Source organism: Peptoniphilus sp. Marseille-Q6390, assembly GCF_965119475.1.
In genome coordinates this window covers 101,726-122,771 of the sequence record NZ_CBCPLS010000001.1, presented here as the reverse complement: position 1 = coordinate 122,771, position 21,046 = coordinate 101,726, and the positions used below count along the sequence as shown (strand labels likewise).

General features: G+C 36.4%; 18 protein-coding genes and 1 other annotated feature. Of the genes, 5 read left to right on the top strand and 13 right to left on the bottom strand.

Annotated features, from left to right (window positions below):
• Nucleotides 1-120: 120 nt before the first annotated feature.
• Together ACWPVO_RS00630 and ACWPVO_RS00625 are read left to right on the top strand one after the other, a co-directional pair.
• Nucleotides 121-1,548 carry a leucyl aminopeptidase gene (locus ACWPVO_RS00630; protein ID WP_270674250.1) on the top strand — a complete coding sequence of 476 codons (1,428 nt, stop codon included), beginning with the start codon at nucleotides 121-123 and terminating at the stop codon, nucleotides 1,546-1,548.
• 233 nt (nucleotides 1,549-1,781) lie between these two features.
• A complete protein-coding gene (locus ACWPVO_RS00625) occupies nucleotides 1,782-2,384 on the top strand; it encodes a CPBP family intramembrane glutamic endopeptidase (protein WP_250342527.1) in 603 nt (200 codons plus the stop codon).
• 118 nt (nucleotides 2,385-2,502) lie between these two features.
• Here the strand turns inward: ACWPVO_RS00625 and ACWPVO_RS00620 are convergent, their stop codons facing one another.
• The 3 genes from ACWPVO_RS00620 to ACWPVO_RS00610 form a co-directional block, all read right to left on the bottom strand.
• The gene (locus ACWPVO_RS00620) at nucleotides 2,503-4,506 is read right to left on the bottom strand and encodes a sodium-translocating pyrophosphatase (RefSeq protein ID WP_270674249.1); all 2,004 of its coding nucleotides are present in this window, start codon (nucleotides 4,504-4,506) and stop codon (nucleotides 2,503-2,505) included.
• A gap of 22 nt (nucleotides 4,507-4,528) precedes the next feature.
• A complete protein-coding gene (locus ACWPVO_RS00615) occupies nucleotides 4,529-4,753 on the bottom strand; it encodes a preprotein translocase subunit SecG (RefSeq protein ID WP_148464788.1) in 225 nt (74 codons plus the stop codon).
• A gap of 90 nt (nucleotides 4,754-4,843) precedes the next feature.
• Nucleotides 4,844-5,434, bottom strand: a complete 591-nt coding sequence (locus ACWPVO_RS00610) for an HD domain-containing protein (RefSeq protein ID WP_270674248.1) — start codon at nucleotides 5,432-5,434, stop codon at nucleotides 4,844-4,846.
• Nucleotides 5,435-5,540: 106 nt separating this feature from the next.
• On the opposite strand from ACWPVO_RS00610, the gene gap reads away from it, so the two are divergent.
• Nucleotides 5,541-6,560 (top strand): type I glyceraldehyde-3-phosphate dehydrogenase, encoded by a 1,020-nt coding sequence (gap, locus tag ACWPVO_RS00605; protein ID WP_195444765.1) that lies wholly within the window; start codon nucleotides 5,541-5,543, stop codon nucleotides 6,558-6,560.
• Between the two features lie 76 nt (nucleotides 6,561-6,636).
• On the opposite strand, the gene ACWPVO_RS00600 is transcribed toward gap, so the two are convergent.
• From ACWPVO_RS00600 to ACWPVO_RS00575, 6 genes are all read right to left on the bottom strand, one after another.
• Nucleotides 6,637-8,433, bottom strand: coding sequence for a homoserine O-acetyltransferase/O-succinyltransferase family protein (locus tag ACWPVO_RS00600; protein WP_454205858.1), 1,797 nt, complete (start codon nucleotides 8,431-8,433; stop codon nucleotides 6,637-6,639).
• Nucleotides 8,434-8,495: 62 nt separating this feature from the next.
• Nucleotides 8,496-8,727, bottom strand: a binding site (T-box leader).
• Nucleotides 8,728-9,061: 334 nt separating this feature from the next.
• A complete protein-coding gene (gene citF / locus ACWPVO_RS00595; RefSeq protein WP_285044035.1) occupies nucleotides 9,062-10,609 on the bottom strand; it encodes a citrate lyase subunit alpha in 1,548 nt (515 codons plus the stop codon).
• Nucleotides 10,599-11,498 (bottom strand): citrate (pro-3S)-lyase subunit beta, encoded by a 900-nt coding sequence (citE, locus tag ACWPVO_RS00590; protein WP_412446034.1) that lies wholly within the window; start codon nucleotides 11,496-11,498, stop codon nucleotides 10,599-10,601. The genes citF and citE overlap by 11 nt, the downstream gene beginning before the upstream one ends.
• A 4-nt stretch (nucleotides 11,499-11,502) precedes the next feature.
• Nucleotides 11,503-11,784, bottom strand: coding sequence for a citrate lyase acyl carrier protein (citD, locus tag ACWPVO_RS00585; protein ID WP_282924836.1), 282 nt, complete (start codon nucleotides 11,782-11,784; stop codon nucleotides 11,503-11,505).
• 16 nt (nucleotides 11,785-11,800) lie between these two features.
• Nucleotides 11,801-13,090: a 2-hydroxycarboxylate transporter family protein gene (locus ACWPVO_RS00580; RefSeq protein ID WP_005957015.1), complete on the bottom strand. Its 1,290-nt coding sequence runs from the start codon at nucleotides 13,088-13,090 to the stop codon at nucleotides 11,801-11,803.
• Nucleotides 13,091-13,293: 203 nt separating this feature from the next.
• On the bottom strand, nucleotides 13,294-14,229 hold the full coding sequence (locus ACWPVO_RS00575) for a LysR family transcriptional regulator (RefSeq protein WP_454205855.1): 936 nt from the start codon (nucleotides 14,227-14,229) through the stop codon (nucleotides 13,294-13,296).
• Between the two features lie 127 nt (nucleotides 14,230-14,356).
• On the opposite strand from ACWPVO_RS00575, the gene ACWPVO_RS00570 reads away from it, so the two are divergent.
• A complete protein-coding gene (locus tag ACWPVO_RS00570; RefSeq protein ID WP_454205853.1) occupies nucleotides 14,357-15,655 on the top strand; it encodes a CitMHS family transporter in 1,299 nt (432 codons plus the stop codon).
• Nucleotides 15,656-15,878: 223 nt separating this feature from the next.
• Here the strand turns inward: ACWPVO_RS00570 and ACWPVO_RS00565 are convergent, their stop codons facing one another.
• Entirely contained in the window at nucleotides 15,879-17,066 is a 1,188-nt protein-coding gene (locus ACWPVO_RS00565) for an NADP-dependent isocitrate dehydrogenase (RefSeq protein ID WP_454205851.1), read from the bottom strand.
• 276 nt (nucleotides 17,067-17,342) lie between these two features.
• Between ACWPVO_RS00565 and ACWPVO_RS00560 the strand changes: the two genes are divergently transcribed.
• Entirely contained in the window at nucleotides 17,343-18,593 is a 1,251-nt protein-coding gene (locus ACWPVO_RS00560) for a CAP and S-layer homology domain-containing protein (RefSeq protein ID WP_454205849.1), read from the top strand.
• Between the two features lie 90 nt (nucleotides 18,594-18,683).
• Here ACWPVO_RS00560 and citX read toward each other — a convergent pair whose 3' ends face one another.
• The 3 genes from citX to ACWPVO_RS00545 are packed head-to-tail and all read right to left on the bottom strand — an operon-like array spanning nucleotide 18,684 to nucleotide 21,001.
• Nucleotides 18,684-19,205, bottom strand: a complete 522-nt coding sequence (gene citX, locus ACWPVO_RS00555) for a citrate lyase holo-[acyl-carrier protein] synthase (protein ID WP_454205847.1) — start codon at nucleotides 19,203-19,205, stop codon at nucleotides 18,684-18,686.
• A complete protein-coding gene (gene citC, locus ACWPVO_RS00550; protein WP_454205845.1) occupies nucleotides 19,192-20,184 on the bottom strand; it encodes a [citrate (pro-3S)-lyase] ligase in 993 nt (330 codons plus the stop codon). Before citC ends, citX begins: the two co-directional genes overlap by 14 nt.
• Nucleotides 20,177-21,001 carry a triphosphoribosyl-dephospho-CoA synthase gene (locus ACWPVO_RS00545; RefSeq protein WP_454205843.1) on the bottom strand — a complete coding sequence of 275 codons (825 nt, stop codon included), beginning with the start codon at nucleotides 20,999-21,001 and terminating at the stop codon, nucleotides 20,177-20,179. The genes citC and ACWPVO_RS00545 overlap by 8 nt, the downstream gene beginning before the upstream one ends.
• Nucleotides 21,002-21,046: the final 45 nt, after the last annotated feature.

Sequence of the window (21,046 nt, the reverse complement as noted above, 5' to 3'; positions counted from 1 at the left end):
CTATAATTTAATATTATCACAATTTATCTAAGAAAAATAGTAATGCAATATTTCTTACCATAAAAATTTTAAATTAGACCTTTTTTAAATCTCATGTATAATTAAGATAAGAGGTGAATTATGATAAAGTTTAATTTGTATAAAGAAGGAGGACTAAAGGTCCACTTCGTAAAAAAAGATCAAGAGCTACCTTGTGAAATCAAGGAGTATCTTGAAAAGAAAAAGTTCGCTTATAAGTTTAAGGAAAGTTTATACCTTCCTAGCTTTGAAGAAGAATCCGAAATCTTCATGGGACTTGGCGATGATGAACTTGACCTTGAAGATGTGAGAAATCTTTTCTTTGAGCTTGGAAATATTTTAAGAGATAACCAAGAGCACGAAGTTGAAATAAAAATGCCAGAGCTTTCTATCTGCAACAAGAAAACTATTATGGCAGCTTATGAAGGACTTCGCCAAGGTGAATATGAATTCACAAAGAAAACTGATGTAAAGGAAAAGAAGGCTGACTTTGAACTTACAGTAAACTATACTGCCTTTAGGGGACCTGAGGCAAAATTAAGAGAGGGTCTTGATAAGATAGAAAATATTATGGACGGGGTCTTCCTTGCAAGAGACCTTGTAAATGAAAGAGCCAATGTAATTTATCCAGAGACTCTTGCTAAGATTGCTAAGGAAAAATTAGAAGAAGCTGGCGTTAAGGTTACAGTTTATGAAGAAGACGAAATCGAAAAAATTGGCATGAAGGCCTTTTTAAGAGTTGCAGCAGGTGCTACAAATCGTCCAAGACTTATTGTTATGGAATACAAAAACGCCGACACAGAAAAAGTTGCCCTTGTTGGTAAGGGACTAACTTACGACTCAGGTGGCTACAACATCAAGTCTCCATCAGGCATGAACTACATGCACTGCGACATGGGTGGAGCAGGTACAGTTATTGGCACAATCTATGCCCTTGCAAAGAACAAGGCAAAGACAAATATAGTTGGCGTAGTAGCAGCTTGTGAAAATATGATTTCAGGTCAGGCTTACAAGTCTGGCGACGTAATCGACTCCATGAAGGGACTCACTATCGAAGTTGCAAACACAGATGCCGAAGGAAGAATCACCCTTGCCGATGCAGTTCACTATGCAACAAATAATCTTGGAGCAGAAAAAATTATTGACCTTGCAACACTTACTGGCGCAGTTACAATTGCCCTTGGAGAAGTTTACACAGGTGCAGTTACAAATAACGAAGACTTTTACAATGAAGTCCTTGAAGCTGGTAAGCTAGCTGGAGAAAAAATGTGGGCCTTCCCTTATGATGAAGACTTCAAGAAATTAAACAAGTCAGAAGTTGCCGACATCAAGAACACATCTGGTAGACAAGCAGGGTCTGTTACTGCAGGACTTTTCGTTGGCGAATTCGTAAAAGAAAATACACCTTGGGTTCACCTAGACATAGCAGCAACAGCTTATAGGGACAAGAAGTCAGGCTACCTTCCAAAGAATGCAACTGGCATTCACGTAAAGACATTAAACAACCTACTAGACCCAACAGATTGCTAATAAATTTTAAATCACAACCACTGGCTAAATTTACAGGCTGGTGGTTTTTTTGTAAGAAGCTTTTATAAAAATTTTACAAAAATTTTAAAAGAAGCTAGAAAAAATAATATTTTCTTGTGCTACAATAAAAAATATTAATTAGCCTTTAAAGTTTTTATACTTTAAGCATGAGTTAAATTCTTAAAATTTTATGCCTAAGTGGTTACAAATATTATTTTAATTGGGAGTACAAAATGACCTTAGCAATAAATAAAATCATCAACAGTTTACTAGAAATCATATTATTTTCTCTCCTTCCCTTTCTTTTCTGGTACTTTTCAGCAAGAAAACAAGAAAGGTTTACAGATTGGATAGGACTGAAAAAAATAAAAGGAGCTAAGAAGACAGCACTTGCAATTATTATAGTGACAACTTTTTATTTATTGATAAGCTTAATTCTTCTTAATAGCTTAAAAAATATAGAAAATGCAACTACAGAATTCCAAGGACTTAGGTTTGCTGCCCTTCCTGCAATTTTTATCTATGCAGTCTTTAATACTTCTTTTCCTGAAGAAATCTTATTCAGAGGCTTTATCTTAAAAAGACTTGCCAATAAGTTGGGATTTGCTAAGGCAAATTTTATACAAGGACTACTATTTGGTATATTGCATGGAGTGATGTTCTTTCCTCTTGTTGGTAATTTAAAATCTATTTTAATTATTTTATTAACAAGCCTTATAGCCTTATCTATGGGCTATGTAAATGAAAAATCATCAGATGGATCAATTATTCCTAGTTGGATTATACATGCATTTTCTAATTTTATTGCTGGTCTTTATGCTGCCTTTTATATTTAATTTAGTTTTCTTTAAATTATAAAAGACTCTGCCGATAAATTCTGACAGAGTCCATAAAAGTTAATATAGTTTGCAATAAAAAATCTGCTAGAGATTTCTCTCTAACAGATTTATTTTTTTATAGGAATAGTCCACCGTGTGCAACAAATAGTGGTGCGAATACAAGGGATACAACAGTTATAAGTTTAATTAGAATATTAAGAGAAGGTCCTGATGTATCTTTGAATGGGTCACCAACTGTGTCTCCAGTTACAGCTGCCTTGTGAGCTTCTGAACCCTTACCACCGTGTGCTCCACCTTCAATGTATTTCTTAGCGTTGTCCCAAGCTCCACCAGCGTTTGACATGAAGATTGCCATTAGTACGCCTGTTACAAGAGCTCCGGCTTGAAGTCCGCCTAGGGCTTCTGTACCAAGTAGTAGACCTACTAGTACTGGAACAATTACAGCGATTAGTCCTGGTACGATCATTTGCTTAAGAGCAGCACCTGTTGAGATGTCAACACAAGTTGCATATTCAGGTCTTGCTTTACCTTCCATGATTCCAGGGATTTCTCTAAATTGTCTTCTTACTTCGTCAATCATTTCTGATGCTGCGTTACCTACTGCTGACATAGTAAGTGCAGAGAAGGCAAATGGAAGCATACCACCAACGAATGTTGCAGCTATAACTTCTGGTTTTGAAATATCAATTCCACTAAGACCAGTAGCGTTAATGTAAGAAACGAAAAGTGCAAGGGCAGTAAGTGCTGCTGATCCAATTGCAAATCCCTTTCCTATAGCTGCTGTTGTATTACCAACAGAGTCAAGTGAGTCTGTAATATCACGAACTTCTTCTGGTAGTTCACACATTTCTGCAATACCACCAGCGTTGTCTGCGATTGGTCCATAAGCGTCTACAGCAATTGTCATACCAGTTGTTGAAAGCATACCAACAGCTGCAAGAGAAATTCCGTAAAGTCCTACGATTGGATCTGCGCTTCCGCCAGCTCCAAGGTAAGATGCAATAATACCAACAGCGATAATGATGATTGGTCCAACTGTTGACATCATACCAACAGAAAGTCCAGCAATAATATTTGTTGAAGAACCAGTTTCTGATTCTGCTCCAATTCTCTTAACTGGTGCATAATCATCAGCTGTGTAATATTCTGTGAATTTAGAAATTATTAGACCAACTGCAATACCAATGATTACTGGTGCAAATGGTGAAAAACTTCCAAAGATGTAGTTTGATAAAAGTGCTGAAGCGATCATTGTAACAGCAGCTGCTACATATTCACCTGCGTTAAGAGCTTTTTGTGGGTTCTTGTCTCCCTTTACAAAGAAAGCAGCTACAATTGATGCAAGAATACCAACTGTTGCAACAAGCATACCAAATGTAACGCCTTCTTCTCCATAAGCTACTACTCCAAGAGTAATAACTGAAAGAAGTGCTCCAACGTATGATTCAAATAAGTCAGCTCCCATACCAGCAACGTCCCCAACGTTATCTCCTACGTTATCAGCGATAACTGCAGGGTTTCTTGGGTCGTCTTCTGGGATACCAGCTTCAACTTTACCTACAAGGTCAGCTCCAACGTCTGCAGCCTTAGTGTAGATACCACCACCAACTCTTGCAAAAAGTGCAATAGATGATGCTCCAAGTGAAAATCCTGTAATGATTTCAGTTTGTCCACCTGTTAAGAAGTATGCGCAAGAAATACCAATAATTCCTAATCCAACAACGCACATTCCCATTACAACTCCACCTGAAAAGGCAACGTCAAGGGCTTTACCTAGGCCACCCTTCCATGCTGCGTTTGTTGTTCTAACGTTTGCTTTTGTAGCAACCTTCATACCAACATAACCAGCAGCTACTGAAAAGATAGCTCCTACTACGAAACAAATAGCAGTTGGAATTGATTTAAGTCCTACTGCCAAGATAATTGCAAGTACAACGACAAATACAACAAGAGCCTTGTATTCTCTTGTTAAAAATGCCATAGCTCCTTCTGAAATGTAAGAAGAAATTTCCTTCATTCTTTCATTTCCGGCATCTTGTCTTGACACGAAACTTGCCTTGTATGCAGCAAATAGTAGTGCCAAAACGCCGACGATAGGAGCTAGATATAACATATTCATTCTAATCCTCCTTAAATTTTAATTAAATTGCAGCTAATACAATAAGTGCAAGTACAAAAACGATGCTTGAACCAATAACAACTTTGTTTTGGATATCTTTTTTACTAGAACCCTTATGAGATCCCCACATGCTAGTTTCTTCGCCTTGAAGAGTTCCTAGACCAGCTTGTTCTGATTCCATTTGTGCAACTACAGTTATTACAATTATGCTCGCAATAATAATTATAATAGATAATAAAGTTTGCAAACTTATACCTCCCTTAAATTTCTATAACATATAAATTCTAACACAGCAAGGCTTGCTAATCAACGAATTTATACGATAATTTGGCATTTTTTAACAAGTTACTTCCTTTTTTAAGCCTTCTTCGATTAAGTCCTCCCTATCTTGCATTGCAAGTAGAGTTTTTTCTATTAGGTCATCAAGTTCCCATCCAAGCTTTTCTGCCCCTCTTTTTATTACATCTCGAGAGCAGCCTTCTGCGAACTTCTTGTCCTTAAACTTTTTCTTTACGCTCTTTAGGTTCATGTCCTTGGTGCTCTTTGATGGCCTCATAAGTGATGCTGCATAAATTAGTCCTGTAAGCTCATCTGCAGCGAAGAGGACCTTCTCCATAAAGAGTTCTGGTTCAACATCAGAACATATTCCAGACCCATGAGACATTATTGCGTGGATGAGTTCCTCACTTCCACCTGCCCCACTTAAAATCGCTGGCGTATTCTTTAGATGGTCTTCAGGGTATCTTTCGTAATCAACATCGTGAAGAAGTCCTGCCATCTTCCAAAAGTCTACATTGTCCTTGTCGTATTCTTCTGCAAAGTAGCCCATAACACTTTCAAGAGTCAAGGCATGTCTTATGTGAAATTCTTCCTTGTTGTATTCCTTTAAAAGCTTTAGGGCATTTTCTCTACTTATTCCAATCTTCATAATCCCACTCCCTTTTTCCTAATTCTATCACAATAATTTTTGAATTTCACTTTTATCTACTTATGTTATAATGAAGATAAGAATGCAATGAACAATGGAGGTTTTTATGAAAAAAAATGTTGGCATAATGGGCTTTGGTAGAATTGGTAGAGACGCACTAAGAATCTGGGCCCTAAGAGACGATGTTAATTTTGAAGTTACTCACGTAGCTGTAAGAAATTTAGAAAAAACTTTAAAAGAAAGAACTCACCTATTTAAATACGATACAATCTATAGAAAATTCCCTGGTGAAATTGAATTCACTGACGACGGAATGATCATCAATGGAAAGAAAGTTACTTTCGTTGAATCAAAAACTCCAGACAAGATGAACTGGAAAGAACTTGGTGTTGATGTTGTAATCGATTCATCTGGTGCCTTTAAGGACGAAGAACAAGCAAGAGGCCACCTTGAAAGTGGTGCAAAAAAAGTTGTCTTAACTTCTCCAGGCAAGGGCAAGATGCTTACAGTTGTAATGGGAGTTAACGACGACAAGTACGACCCAGAAAAGGACGACATTATCTCTAACGCATCTTGTACAACAAACTGTCTTGCTCCAGTGACTAAGGTTATCTTAGAAAACTTTGGAATCAAGAGGGGACTTATGTCCACTGTTCACGCTTACACTAACGACCAAAACATCCACGATGGTGTTCACAAGAAGGACATGAGACGTGCAAGAATGGGCGCAGAAAATATAATCCCAACTTCAACTGGTGCAGCTAAGGCTGTTGGAAAAGTTATTCCAGAAGTTGATGGAATCTTAACTGGCTTTGCCCTAAGAGTTCCTGTTCCAACTGGATCCCTAGTTGACGTTACTTTTGAACTTGAAAAAGAAGCTACAGTTGAAGAAATCAATGCAGCTATTAAGAAAGCATCTGAAAATGAATTAAAGGGAATCCTTGCCTACTCTGAAGACGAACTTGTTTCTTCTGATATTATTGGCGACACTCACTCATCTATTTTCGATTCACTTCTTACAACTGTTAACGGCAAAATGGTTAAACTTATTTCTTGGTACGACAACGAATGGGGTTACACAGAAAGAGTTATTGACCTAACAGAAAAAATCGTTGAATCTCTATAATTAAATTTATTAGGAGGCTTGCAGAGGCAGGCCTTTTTTATTTGCAAGCAAAAAGACCCTACGAGAGGGTCTAAGCTTAATCCTTTATAATTGTCCCGTGATTTTCTGGGTTGTTGGTGTTTAATATTTTTATAGTTATATTTTTCTTGGCAACGGGGCTTATGGCATCTTCTTGATAGACTTGGGCTCCCTCGCCGATTATTTCCTTGAGTTCTGTGTAGGAAAGCTTGTCAATAGTCTTAGCATCTGGGTCTCTGTTGGGGTCAGATGTCATGATTCCATTTACATCAGTCCAGTTTTCGTAGACCTTGGAGTCAAGAGCATAGGCAATGAGGCTTCCTGTGTAGTCGCTGCCTCCCCTTGTAAATGTTACAATCTTGCCCTCTTTGTCGCTGCCATAGAAGCCTGGGACAACTGCCTTTTTATTTTCTCCAATGTGACTTTGGATTGCCCTCTTGGACTTTTCTATGTCAACTTGTCCCCTCTCGTCAAAGATTATTAGGTCCTTGGCATCGATAAAGTCGTAGTTCAAATATTTGGCAAGGAGCTTGGCATTTAAGTATTCTCCCCTGGACACAATAAAGTCCTTGTCCCTAGAATCTTTTATCTCGTCAAAGACAAATTTCAATTCATCATCCCAAAATTCTTCAAGTTCCAAGTCTTCTGCTATGGACAAAAACCTGTTTTTAATTTTTTCAACTTGCTTGTCACGAGTTAAGTTCTGTACTTCCAACTCTTCTTCAAGGGACTTGATAATTTCCCTAACTTCTTCAATCCTCAAGTTTTTGTCAGAAAGAGAAATCAATTCATCAGTGATCTTTGTATCCTTTTTAAATCTTCTTCCCGGAGCAGAAACCACAATTACGTCCCTGTCCTCCTTGGAGAAGATAATTTTCTTCACCTTGGCAAATTGTCCTGCATCCTTTAGGGAGCTGCCCCCAAATTTTGAAACTGACTTGCCCTCTATGCTGTCAATGGCAAAGGGAGTTTCTTGGTAGACACAATAGTTGAGCCAGTTGGAGAAGAAGAGGTTGCCCGCAGACCTCCACCTAATTTTTATGTCCTTCTTAGGGTCGTTGTCTTCATAATAATTTATTGGTGGGCTGATCTTTTTGCCTTGAGAAAGGTCCCTGATGTACTCATTGTGGAGGGTGTCCTTGTCATATTCCCAGTGTCCAAAATTAAAGACGAACCTATTGTCCTTAGTTGTCACAAGGGATACTCCAGTGTCAGGTCTTGCCGCAAGGACTTCCAAGTCAGAAAAGTCTTCAAAGTCTTCGATGTCAACATAAGTGTGCCTTGATGTTGGAACCAAGAAGCTATCATCAAAGCCCTTTACAATTTTATTTTCTTTTAGCTTGTCAAACTCAAATACTCCAAAGATTTTTTCATTGCTAAGCTTGTGCTCAATCTTGTAGTAGTGGTAGAGGGCAGCTTGGGCAGACCAGCAGATAAACATTGTGGAGTAGACATTCTTCTTGGCGAATTCAAAAATTGTCTTTAGCTCGTCCCAGTATTTTATTTTTTCATAGGCTAGGGTCTCAATTGGCGCCCCAGTAATTATCATGGCGTCATACTTGTTGTTTTTTATGTCATCGTAAGTCTTGTAAAAGGACTTCAACCTCTTAGTGTCGGAGTTATTTGGGTCGTAGGACTCCATCCTCACAAGGTCAATATTAATTTGAAGGGCTGTGTTTGAAAGCATCCTCAAGAGTTGTAGCTCAGTTTCTTCCTTCTTGGGCATCAAGTTTACAATGGCTATGCTAAGGGGCCTTATGTCCTGCTTAATGGCAGAGGAATCCCTCATTGTAAAAATATTCTCTCTTTGTAAAACTTCTTCAACGATTAAATCTCTTGGTATTATTAACGGCATTTCTATTCTCCTCTTTTTTTATTTGTACTTGAGGAAGGAAGACAATAAAAAAGCTTCCATCCATAAAGGACGAAAGCTATTTCGTGTTACCACCTTAATTCTCTCCCAACTCGCGCTGAAAGACTCTTCAAGTACTATCATACTCTATCGCTATAACGGGCGCTCCCGTGCCTATCTAAATATCGACAGACCCTCAAGAAGGACCATGTTCTCCTAATCTTCTTCTACTTCTCTCACCAAACGAAGCTCTCTTTAATCAGTCAAAAAGGATACTCTTCCTCTTATTGAGTTATTTTTTATTATAATAGCATCAAAATTTTTTTATGTCAATTAGTAAAAATTGTAAGCTTGTAATTTTTATGAGCTAATAATTTTTTATAAACTCGTAAGTCCTTGTTACTTTATAATTTCTTATCACTTCATAACTTCTTATAATTTTACAGCTTTTTATGACTTAATAAATTATTATCACCTTATGCCTTATTAGGACTTCACAGTTTCTTATAAGTTTAAGCTCATCCACCACTTTGTAAGCTAACAAAACCTACCAACTTCTCATGGTCCTATAAAATCCCACAAAAAAGAGAGGCTCTTGCCTCCCTTTTATTAGTATAGTTAGAATTTATTTTTAAGCTTCTTTCTTAATTACATCGATTATAGAACCATCTCTGTATTCTACAACTGCAACTACTTCGTCAGAGAATTCAACTTCTTCAGGTTTTCCTGTAAGTTTTTCTGCCATTTCTTGTAGTTCCTTGATGTCCTTAAGTTCAATTCCAGCTTTTTGGAATTTTTCGATTAAGTCTTGTCTCTTTGGATTTACAGAAATACCATAGTCAGTACAGATTACGTCAACAGATTCTCCTGGTGTACAAACTGTTGTAACCTTGTCTTTGACAATTGGATTTCTTGATCTTACAAGCGGTGCAAGTATAAGTGACATTTCTGCACCTGGTGCTGTATCTTGGTGACCACCAACTGCTTGGTTGATAACTCCGTCTGATCTTGTCATTACGTTTACGTTGAAGTCAGTGTCAACTTCAAGAGCTCCAAGTAATACAAAGTCTAGAGTGTTAACTGCAGGAGTTGGGTTGTTAGGGTTTGCGTAAGATGATGCAGTTTGTTCAAAGTGTTTTGGATTTTCACGAATTGATCTTACTGCGTCAAGGTCAAAGGATTGTGTATCGTAGATACCATCGATTAGACCTTCTTCAAGCATTGTTACCATATAACCTGTGATTCCACCAAGGGCCATTGAAGCCTTGATGCCATCTTTTTTCATTTCTTCACGAAGAAGTTTTGCTACTGCAAGAGTTGAACCTGCTGCACCAGTTTGGAATCTAAATCCATCCTTATAAAGTCCAGATGCCTTGATTGCCTTAACTGCGTTGTTAGCAATTAATAGGTCACGTGGGTTGTCGTTAAATCTAATTGATCCAGAAACAATTCCCTTTGGATCACCAATTGCATCAACTTCTACAACATAGTCAACATACATCATGCCAATTGAAGCAGGAATATTTGGGAATGGTACAAGGTTATCTGTGATTGCAATTACGCAGTCAGCATACTGTGCGTCAACAATTGCATAACCAAGTGATCCACAAGCTGCCTTTCCTTCTCGACCATTAATGTTTCCATATTCGTCACAAGCTGGTGCTGCAAGGAAAGCTACGTCAATATGAAGTTCTCCATCTTCGATAGCTCTTGCACGTCCACCGTGGGAACGAATGATACAAGGTTTTTTAAGGATACCTTGTGAAATTTTTTCTCCAAGTTCTCCTCTTAGTCCAGATGATTGAATTCCAGTGATAACACCTTGTTCAATTAGTGGAATTAGTTTGTCGTGGCATGGTGAAAGTGATGATGGAGCAAGTGTTAGGTCCTTGATGCCCATATCAGCAATAACTTGCATAACCATATTTACAACATAGTCACCATTTCTTAGGTGGTGGTGGAAGGAAATTGTCATTCCGTCCTTAAGTCCACTTTTCTTAACAGCTTCTTCAATAGAACCTAGAAGTTTTTTCTCACTTCTATTTCCATATCTGATTTTTGGAGAAGCCTTTCTTTCAGTTCTAAGATATTTACCTTCGCCTTTGAAAGGAACAAGTTCGCCAATGCCTTCAAGGTATTCAGGGATATCTCTTCCTACTGCATTTTTATTATAGTTCATCAATATCCTCCTTCTTTAGCACTCCACTTGCAACTGCAAGGTCTAGAACTCTTTGTGCGCCAGCAATAACTGGATAGTCAACCATCTTGCCGTCAACAGTAATAACTCCAGAGCCTCTTCTTTCAGCTTCCTTAGAACCTGCAATAATACGAAGTGACTTCGTAATATCTTTTTCAGTTGGTGTGTAAACTTCATTTACAACTGCAATTTGTTTAGGGTGGATAACAGATTTTCCATCAAATCCAAGGTCCTTAATAAATTGAACTTCTTCCCTAAAGGCATCCATGTCATCAAGGTTTGTGTTAACTGTATCGAAGCAAGCAATGCCTGCGTTTCTTGCTGCTAAAACAATTTGACTTCTTGCTGCGAAAAGTTCCCAACCGTGTTTAGACCTTTGAGTCTTTAGGTTAGTAACATAGTCAGCTGCACCAAGAGCAATACCCATCATTCTTGGTGATGCCTTAGCAATGTCAACTGCGTTAATAACTCCAGTTGGAGATTCAATAGCTGCCATCATTAGGGTTCTACCTTGGCAACCCATTTCTTCTTCAACTTCTGTTATTATTTCATCTACATCTATAACATCTTGTGCAGTTTCTGACTTTGGTAGTCTTATAACATCTACCCCAGCCTTTACAACTGCCTTAATATCTTCACGTCCAAAAGGTGTATCAAGGGCGTTAATTCTTACAACAACTTCAGTTTTTCCGTAGTCTAGAGTTTTTAGTGCATTGTAAACTAAAAATCTTGCCGCGTCTTTTTGATTTATGCTCGTAGCATCTTCAAGGTCAATCATAATTGAATCAGGACCATAGATGTGAGCATCAGTGATGTTTGCAGGGTTGTTACCTGGAAGAAACATCATTGTTCTTCTTAATCTCTCTTTCAAAATATCAGCTCCAATTATATTCTGTGCTTTCAGCTGCTCTAAAACATGCTGCTGCTACTCTTGCTTTAATTGTGTAGTCCAAGGCACCCTTGTCTACTGCAGTAACTTTTGCATTTTCTACATCTAATTCTTTTAAAGTTTCTCTTATAACTTTTTCAATTTGTTTACCAAATTGTTTTTTTACTGAACTTTCCAGTTCAATAGATATGCCTTCTCCGTCATCAATAGTGATTAAAATATCATTTGACTCAAGAGTTCCGGCCATGGCTTCTTTTTTTAGTTTCAAAAAAATCCCTCCTAGTCTACATGAGCGTTCCAAAGAGTATTGATCCTATGACTAGTATTATACCTCCACCAAGTCTTGATGAAAGTTGTGCATAAGAAATTAAATCCATTCTGTCAGCTGCTCCAAGAACTGCCAAGTCACCAGATCCACCTCTGTTTGCCATACATAGGCCTGCTGTAACAGCAGAGTCAACAAAGAAAAATCCTACAAGGTGTCCAACAAGTCCTGAACCAATTACAGCACCAACAACAATTAAAAATGCCATAACAACATTACCAAAAGTAATTGCAGCTATAAGTTCATTAAGGTCAGTTTCAACACCAACACCAACCATAATTAAGATTACAATGTTTTTTGTGAAGAAAGATTGAACTTCCTTAGCGGCTTGTCTAAGTGATCCTGGAACAAGTCCAAGTCCATTAGCAAGAGCAACAATAATAATCATAAAAGCAAATGGGTGAATTGGCACTGAAGGAACAAGTGGATCCCAAATCTTATCAGCTACAAGCCTACCTAATTGATAGAAAGTAAGACCCATTAAGATTGCTCCAGCGTAGTCCTTTAATTGTGTTGTGAATTTTTCTTCATTTTGTTCAATTTCAGGAGCTGATCTCATAAGAGTTTTCTTGTCTCCTGTAAGACCCTTTCTTGCTTCACCAATCTTATTTAAAATACCACCAGCAATAATAGCGAAGATATTTGCAATTGTAAGAATTGAAATAGCAAATCCATAGTAGTTTGCAGCAGCATCTCCTGTAACTCTTTCATAAATTTGACTTAGTGGAACTGCACCTGCACCGTTACCTCCACCCATTACAGGAAGAACGTATTTTAAAATAGTGTTTGCTGGAGAAACTCCAAAGAAAAGTCCTCCAATGATACCAAGAATGGCAGCACCTAAAACTCCACCAAGGATTGCTGGAATATATCCTGCAAAAGACTTGATCATAAGGTCTCTATTTAGTCCAAGAAGTGAACCAGAGATAAGCATTATGATAAAGAAGTTTAATACTCCCATAGGCTTTGAGTTAACAGATGAAATAAGTTCTACATATTCTTCTGGTATAACATGCAGATAAACTAAAATTGCTGTACCCAAGAAGGCAAGAACAAGTCCACCACCAACATAAGTGTTCCAAATTGGAATCCTCTCACCAATTTCATATAAAATAATACCTATTGCGAACATCAGGGCAACTCCGCCCGCTAAATCCTTTGACAAAACTCCCATATATGTTGCAATAAAAACAATTGCAGATAAAACCAATAACATTGGAAGATTAAGTCCAAAATATTTTTTCTTCAATAGAAAAACCTCCTTTTTTCTATGATACCCCAGAAAGGCTTTCTTATTCAAGATGTTAACCCGATGAATTCGCCATCTTGCGCAAACATAAAATTGTTATAGTAACAAATTTAATTTGTGGTATCGCTTTACTTTTGCTAATATATTTTGAAAAATTAGGTCTTCCCAGTTTATATATTTAATTTAAAATTTCTAAGGAATTTTTAAAAATTTAATTTTTCTTCTTCCAAGAATTTATTAACTTCTTCTAAAAATACTTTGCTTGCTTGCGATGTATAAATATCTGGAATAGTTAAGATAGAAGTAAACCAAGAATTTTCCTCTGTACCTAAGAGGTTGTAGATGTCATAGTCCCTATCTTCTGTAAAAATATTTAAATAATCTCTTGGAAGAATTGTAAGACCCAGACCTTTAGCAGCTAGTCTCTTAGCAGTTTCAAAGTTTTTCGTTGTAGTAACAACCTTAGGGTCTATGTTGCAAGAATTATAGATTCTGTTTTGAACCTTTCTTATTCCTTGGTTGGCATCAAGATTAATGAAGATCTCATCTTTTAAATCTCTCAAGTCAATAAATTTTTCTCCATCCTTCATTACTACTCCATTAAAATTCTTTAAATAATTTTTTTGAGTCACTAAAACAAAATGATCCTCCCTCAAAATTTTATATTGAATCTTTTCATTTAAGTCCTTCTTGTGAACGTGGGTTAAGGCAAAGTCAACATCACCACTTAAAACCAATTCCTCAAGAGTTTTTGTGTTTCTTTCCATTACAATAAGTTCAACGTTGGGATATTTTTTATTGAATTCAGGAAGGACTTTAGGAAGAATATTCATCCCCATATATCTTGCAATACCAATTACAAGTCTACCTGATTTCAGTTCATTGATATGAGTTATTTCAGATTTAAAATCACTGTAAATATCTAAAATTTCCTTTGCCATGAGATAATATTTCTCTCCAGCATAGGTCAACTTCATCCCCCTTGGTTCACGAATAAAAAGATGAGTACCCAATTCTTTTTCTATTCTTTGCAGAGCTTGACTAAGACTTGGTTGGGCAATAAAAAGTTCTTCAGCAGCTTTAGAGATTGATTTTGTATCAGCTATTTTTTTTATGTAAAGCAATTCTTTATCGTTCATATTTCACTCCCATAGTTGAAATCTATATGACATATTTTTAATTCATATTTGTTATATAGCCTCTTTAGTATGATAATATCTTATATATATGAAGACTTTATGTCAATTACATAACAGGAGGTAAATTATGTTATCATTAGTAGGTTTTTTATTAGTTCTTGCAATTATTGTACTGCTACTAAAAGGAAAAATGAGTCCAATCGTTGTTCTTATCTTAGTACCAAGTTTAGCTGCTCTTTTAATTGGAACTAGTATTGCTGATCTTAAAGAAATGATTGGCGCAGGTATGAAGACCGTTTCCAACAACTCAATTTTATTTATTTTCTCAATTATATTCTTCTGCATTATGAGTGATGTTGGAGTATTTGATGTAATAGTAGATAAACTTGTTGCTATGGCTGGAGAAAATGTAATTGCAATCACAATTGCAACAGGAATAATAGGTATAATAGCTCACCTTGATGGTGCTACTGCTACAACTGTACTTATTACTATTCCAACAATGTACCCAATATACAAGAGAATGGGGATTAGACCACAAGTTTTACTATGCTTAACCGCTTGTGCAATGGGTGTTATGAACCTTTTACCATGGGGTGGACCTGTTGCAAGAGCTGCTACAGTTCTCGGTGTTGATGCAACAGGTTTATGGTTAAAGTTAATACCAATTCAAATTTTCGGTATAGTTGCTACTGTTACTCTTGCTGTTATCCTTGGATCTATCGAGAAAAAGAGAGGAGCAGGCACAACATTAAAGATTGACTCTTCAGTAGTTAAAAAAACTAAAGAAGAGCTTGATTCTAGATTAAAAAAACTTCTTCCATTAAATATTATTTTAACAATCGCTGTAATTGGTCTTTTAATGGTTGATGTCCTACAATCTTACTATGTATTTATGATTGGTCTATCTCTTGCTCTTTGCATTAACTACCCTAACCTTAAAGCACAAAATGAAAAGATTAAGGAGCACGCTGCATCTGCATTAACTATTTCTGCAACAATTTTATCAGCAGGTATTATGGTTGGTATAATGGATGGAACTGGAATGATCGAAGCAATGGCAATTACCCTTACTAATATTATTCCAAGTGCACTTGGTAGGTTTACTCACTTAATCTTTGGTTTCTTAGCACTTCCAATGGGAATGTTAGTTGGCACCGATGCTTATTTCTTTGGACTAATGCCACCAATTATTGAAGTTGGAAAAGCTTTTGGTGTAGAAGGAATCAACACAGCAATGGCTATGTTAATAGGAAAAAACGTATCACTTATGATCTCTCCACTTGTTCCTGCAACTTACCTTGCACTTGGACTTGTTGAAGACTTAGATCTAAAAGATCACATAAAATTTTCTTTCAAATACCTATACCCTATATCCGTTTTAATGGTTATAGCTGGTCTAATATTTGGAATTATACACCTATAAAACTAAACTTAAAAAGTCGGCTTATTGCCGACTTTTTTTCTACAATTTTTTATAATAGCTTTTTTTATTTATTAATTCGTAAGTTATCTACTCTAACAATAGTTTCTTTAATCCTAATTATTCTTCTTTCATAAATTATTTTATTTCCACAAGTAATATTCTAGGAAGCAAATATCTAATTAACAAAATAGGAGCAAGTCAAACTTGCTCCTTCACTTATATATTATAGAGACTTATCCAAAAACTCTCTAACTTTATGAATAAATTCTAAATAATTTACCTTTACATAATCTTCTTTATTATAGCTTGATATTAAATCACCAGTTATAAAACCATTTTCTATCGTATCTCTAACAGCCTTTTTTAATTTTACTCCAAATTCTTCTAATTCTTTATTTCCATCAAGTTGACCTCTTCTTTCAAGACCTGATGCCCAAGTAAAAATTAATGCAACTGAGTTTGTTGATGTTATTTCTCCTTCTTGATATCTTCTGTAATGGTCGGTTACTGTTCCATGTGCTGCTTCATAAAGATAAGTTCCATTTCCTATTATTGATGATTCCATCAGTGATAGTGAACCATAAACTGCTGAGATCATATCACTCATTACATCTCCATCATAATTTTTTAGTGCCCAAAGAATGTTACCTCTTGATTTCATTATTTGTGCTATGGCATTATCTATTAAATAATAATTATAATTTATTCCATTCTTATCAAAATCTTTTCTATATTCTTCAAAAGTGTCATTGAATATTTCTTTAAAAACAGAATCGTATCCTGGAACAACAGTGTCTTTAGTTGAAAAAATTAAATTCATCTTTTTTTCAATAGCATATTTAAAGCACTCATGGGCAAAATATTTTATTGAATCAACCTTATTATATTGGGTTAAAAATATTGCATCGTAATCTGGTTTATATGAATATTTATTTTCTCCATTAATCGAAACATTTAATTCTTCTCCTTTCTTCAAGCTAAAGGACTTTGAAACATAAATGTCCCCAAAGGAATGCCTTGCTATTGCAATTGGCTCTTTCCACGTTGGTATTAAGATGTCTAAGCAATCGAATGTAATTGGCTCCCTAAACATAACCCCATCAAGGTAGGCCCTTATAGTTGCATTTGGCGATGGATAAATTTTCTTTAAGTTAAACTCTTTTACCCTATCTTCATTTGCTGTAATAGTTGCGCACTTTACACCAACCTTGTATTTCTCAACAGCCTTAGCAGAATCAAGTGTGACCTCATCATCAGTATCATTTCTGTTTTCCATTGAAAGGTCATAGTAGTCAAGCTTCAAATCAATGTAGGGCTCAAGTAATTCTTTTTTTATATCTTTCCAGATGACTCTTGTCATCTCATCTCCGTCCATATCAACAATAGGATTTTGCATTTTAATTTTTTCCAAAATTATCACCTCTACTGGAATTCTATCAAAGTATTATCTATAAGACTAATATTAAAATTCAAGTCTAGGTATATAATTTGACTATGGCACACAAGATAGTGAGAGTTTTCTACTTAGCTTTTTAGTAGATATTTAGTTACAGAATTCTTTACTTTAACCTGTAAAATTATTTGTAAATGTCTTATACTATAATTAATAAATATTTTCATCTACGACAATTTGATCAGACTTTTTTGTCTATCAAGTTTTAATTTTTTACTTATTAAGGAGGTTTTTATGAAAAAGTTTAGTAGGTTTTTATTTGTTCTTTTATTGGCTTCTTGTCTTTTAACTCCTAGCGCTCTTTTGGCAAAGGGTATGAGTGACAATAACGAAAAAATTGAGACCTTGCAAAAAGCTGGAATCATTACTGGTTATCCTGATGGCAGTCTTGGACTAGATAAGCCCATCACTCGTGCTGAAATTGCTGTAATTCTTACAAAAATAAAGGGCGAGCTTATTGAAAAAAATGACCAGCAAAGTTTTAATGATGTGGGCAAGGGTCATTGGGCAAAGTTTTATGTTGAAAACGCCAGCCAAATAAAAAATCCACAGGGCATCTCTGCTATTGTTGGATACCCCGATGGATCCTTCAAGCCTTCTAATCAAATCACTTACGCTGAGATTTTAAAAATTTTAGTTGCAGCAAGTAAGATGGACCTAACACCTGCTGACGTGAAGGAATCTACTTGGCCATCATCTTGGATAGCTTGGGCAAATTCCATGGGGATAATTGGACCTAATAGTGGGATTGAAAACCCCGAGCCAAATAAATTTGCTCCTCGTGGTCACGTCTTTACAATGGTCTATAACGCCATGTCAGATGATATCAATAAGATTGAATCCAAGGCTCCAGACAACAAGAAAGAAAAAGCTGCAGAACTTTCTAAAGAAATTAAAATAGAAAACGCCGATAACAAAAAGGCAGCTGTTGATAGTGAGATTGGAAATATAGATTCCTTTAACAAGGGAGTAACTTTTAACCACGACTTGTTCCATCAAGAATTTTTAAAGTTAATTAATGCTGACAGACAAAACTTGGGGTGTGATCCACTTGAATGGGCTGATGATTTAACTAAGGGTGCATCAATTCGTTCTGAAGAGCTTGTAGCAAATGGATCTATTGATGTAAATGGAAAATTTCACCGACGCTTAGATGGTCGACCATGGCAAACTTCTTTAGATTATCTTGAGCCTCAAATTTCTACAACTACTCACGGTGAAAATCTTGTTGAGATTATCAATTCTTCTAGTAATGGAAATATTGCACCTAAGACTCGAAAATTTTTAACTGATGAAAAGTTCATGGCAAAGACTCTATATGATTTGTGGTGGAATTCACCTGGCCATCGTGACAACATGATGAATCCAAAATTTAAATATTTAGATCTTCAGCTTCGTCTTGGCGACCACGCAAAAAATGTTGACAAAAGTAAGAGGACTTTCTACTTTGTTGGAACAACTCATTTCAGAGGCGACTACAAATAAAAATAATCCCCAAGAATTTATTTCTTCTTGGGGACTTTTTTATGATTTCTTGCAAGATTATTTAGCAAAATTTCAAAAATTTTTTAAGGTCTATTCCATTGTTTCTTTAATAATTTCTCTTACTCTCTCTTCAAGTTCCTTTAAGTTGTGTCTTTCTTCCTTGATGCAGGTCCTTGCTGTGTCGCCACAAATTATGCACTTCCTCTCTGGAAGTCCCAAGGATGATCTTGAAATTTGTGAGAAGTCCTTGTCGTAGATGTCGATGTCAAGGAGTCTTCCTCCCATGGATTCTTCTTCAACTTCCATCATGAGTTTTTTTATAACACATCCATCGCCATCAAGGACAGCAAGGTACTCCATGCCTGTGACTAAATTTTGATAGTCTTCAAATAAAATTTTTATTTTATTTTCTTCCAAAATATTTTTAATCTTATCTACATATTTTTTGTGAAAGCTTACTGCTTCTTCAAAGTTTTTGTCTTCGCCAGGAATGTTTAACATAAAGGAAAGGACTGGGGCCTTGTAGATTTCTGTCAGGTCCTTGATCTTGTAATATCTTTTTTCCTTGGCTTCCAACATCCTATTCATGGCAAGTATCTTAGAGTCTATCATTTATTATCCTCTGTCCTTCTTCTGACTTAAGGGCTTTTATCGTTGCTTCTGGCAAAAATCTATAAGCTTCTTCAAATTTTCTTTCCTTTAAAAGGGCCCTAACTTTTGAGGCAGAAATTATTTCATTGTCCAGACTTGTCCTTGGAATTTCTACGACCTCTAGGCCATATTCTGGCAAGATTCTCTCCATGGTCTCGTTGTAATTTTTTGTAACAACATCCCTGTCTTCGCTTCCCACAAATCTTTTTTTTATATTTAAGGCTTTTGCAAAGTATCTTCCAAAGATTTTTGTGTCAAGTTCTGAATAGGCCTTTAGGATTGTTTTTTCGTCCTTATAAAAATATGTTGGGAAGGTGTTTTTTGAAATAATATAGTCGTTGCCAGGATGGACAATGACGTCCTCATACTTTTCCAACTCTTCCTTCACAATCTTGTACCTAAAGTCGTAAGGGAAGGTGGACCCGTCCTCCTCCACCATAAAGATGTGTAAGAGGTCAGTTTGTTTTCTAGCTTCGTTAATTAAATAGAGATGACCCTTGGTCATAGGGTTTGCGTTAATAACAATTGCGCCAGACTCCCTCTGGTCTTCAATATTTTTTAAGAGTTTGTGAAGTTCTTCTATCTTATTGTCTAAGAGGGCAACATCTTCTGTCTCTTCGACTAGAGAGAAGCCAAAGTCTGTAAAGATCTTAATGTTTTTTGGCTTTGTAAAGATGAAGAGATGCCTGTTGCCAATTTCGTATTGGTGGTCAAGGAGCCTTGTGATTATTGCATTGGTGATCCCCATGCCTTGATAAGCTGGGTCAATGGCAAAGCACTTTAGGACCCTGCCCGCACAAGATCCAGTTCCAATAATTTTGTCGCCGTCAAGTGCCACAAAAGTGTAGTCCACGTCCCTCTCATAGTTTATGTCAAAGTCTTTCAAGAAATTCTCAACATTCTTCTTTTCAAATTTCATAACTTGTCTATAATCAATCAATGTTTCCCTCCAAGAGATAAAAATACAAGGTTAGAATCAAAAAGTCAGCACAGCCACCTGGGCTTAGGTTTCTCCTCTTGTACTCTTCATTTATTTTTTGGATTTCTTTCATTCCATCTTCATTTTCGTACAATTTATTTTCAAGGACACGACTGGAAGTTTCTTTTAAAAATTCTAGACCCTCAAGCCCTCCTCTTTTGATTATGTTTGAATCCTCGATAAGGGACATGAAATAAAATAGGGTGCCAGTGAGGGCGTAGTCAAAATTTGTCTTCTTCTCGGCCTCCTTTAAGAAGTCAAGTCCCATAAGGGCCTTCTCAAAACCTTCTTCAGCCTCTTCCCTTATTCCCTTTAGTCCATATTTTTTATAATTTTTTTCGCCATGAGTCTGGGCCTTTACAACTTTTAATTCGTCACTTATGCCACGATTTAGGTAAGCCACTCGGTTAATTACCTTCTCAAAAGAAAAGTTTTCTTTTTTCATTTCTATTGCACTTGCATAAACCATAAGGCCAAGAGAAAAAATAATTCCCTTGTGGGTGTTGGCTCCACCAGTTACTGCCTTCATCTTGTCTTCGTAAAGCTTTCCGTACTCTCTAAGCTCCAAGAAGTCCTCTCCCTTAGATTTTTCTCCAAGCTCATAAGAAATCTTGAAGTAGTCGTAGAGGACTAGGGATGACTTTAAGAAGTCCATGTAGTCCATGTCGTCATGGGCTCCCACATCTATTAGGCTAACAAGTCCTGGCTTGGGACTTAAGGATACCTCGTAGATGAGAGCGTAACTAGCAAGTCTTGCGATTTTATCTGAATTTAACATAATCCCTCCGACTTCAATTATAATAAATAAAAAATCTTTCATCTA

What these genes read in the sequence shown, in the direction of transcription:
- ACWPVO_RS00545 (WP_454205843.1), bottom strand. Translation starts at nt 21,001, where the DNA reads ATGTTAAATTCAGATAAAATCGCAAGACTTGCTAGTTACGCTCTCATC.
- citX (WP_454205847.1), bottom strand. Translation starts at nt 19,205, where the DNA reads ATGATAGACTCTAAGATACTTGCCATGAATAGGATGTTGGAAGCCAAG.
- ACWPVO_RS00575 (WP_454205855.1), bottom strand. Translation starts at nt 14,229, where the DNA reads ATGAACGATAAAGAATTGCTTTACATAAAAAAAATAGCTGATACAAAA.
- ACWPVO_RS00630 (WP_270674250.1), top strand. Translation starts at nt 121, where the DNA reads ATGATAAAGTTTAATTTGTATAAAGAAGGAGGACTAAAGGTCCACTTC.
- ACWPVO_RS00610 (WP_270674248.1), bottom strand. Translation starts at nt 5,434, where the DNA reads ATGAAGATTGGAATAAGTAGAGAAAATGCCCTAAAGCTTTTAAAGGAA.
- ACWPVO_RS00570 (WP_454205853.1), top strand. Translation starts at nt 14,357, where the DNA reads ATGTTATCATTAGTAGGTTTTTTATTAGTTCTTGCAATTATTGTACTG.
- gap (WP_195444765.1), top strand. Translation starts at nt 5,541, where the DNA reads ATGAAAAAAAATGTTGGCATAATGGGCTTTGGTAGAATTGGTAGAGAC.
- ACWPVO_RS00620 (WP_270674249.1), bottom strand. Translation starts at nt 4,506, where the DNA reads ATGAATATGTTATATCTAGCTCCTATCGTCGGCGTTTTGGCACTACTA.
- citF (WP_285044035.1), bottom strand. Translation starts at nt 10,609, where the DNA reads ATGAACTATAATAAAAATGCAGTAGGAAGAGATATCCCTGAATACCTT.
- ACWPVO_RS00625 (WP_250342527.1), top strand. Translation starts at nt 1,782, where the DNA reads ATGACCTTAGCAATAAATAAAATCATCAACAGTTTACTAGAAATCATA.
- ACWPVO_RS00560 (WP_454205849.1), top strand. Translation starts at nt 17,343, where the DNA reads ATGAAAAAGTTTAGTAGGTTTTTATTTGTTCTTTTATTGGCTTCTTGT.
- ACWPVO_RS00600 (WP_454205858.1), bottom strand. Translation starts at nt 8,433, where the DNA reads ATGCCGTTAATAATACCAAGAGATTTAATCGTTGAAGAAGTTTTACAA.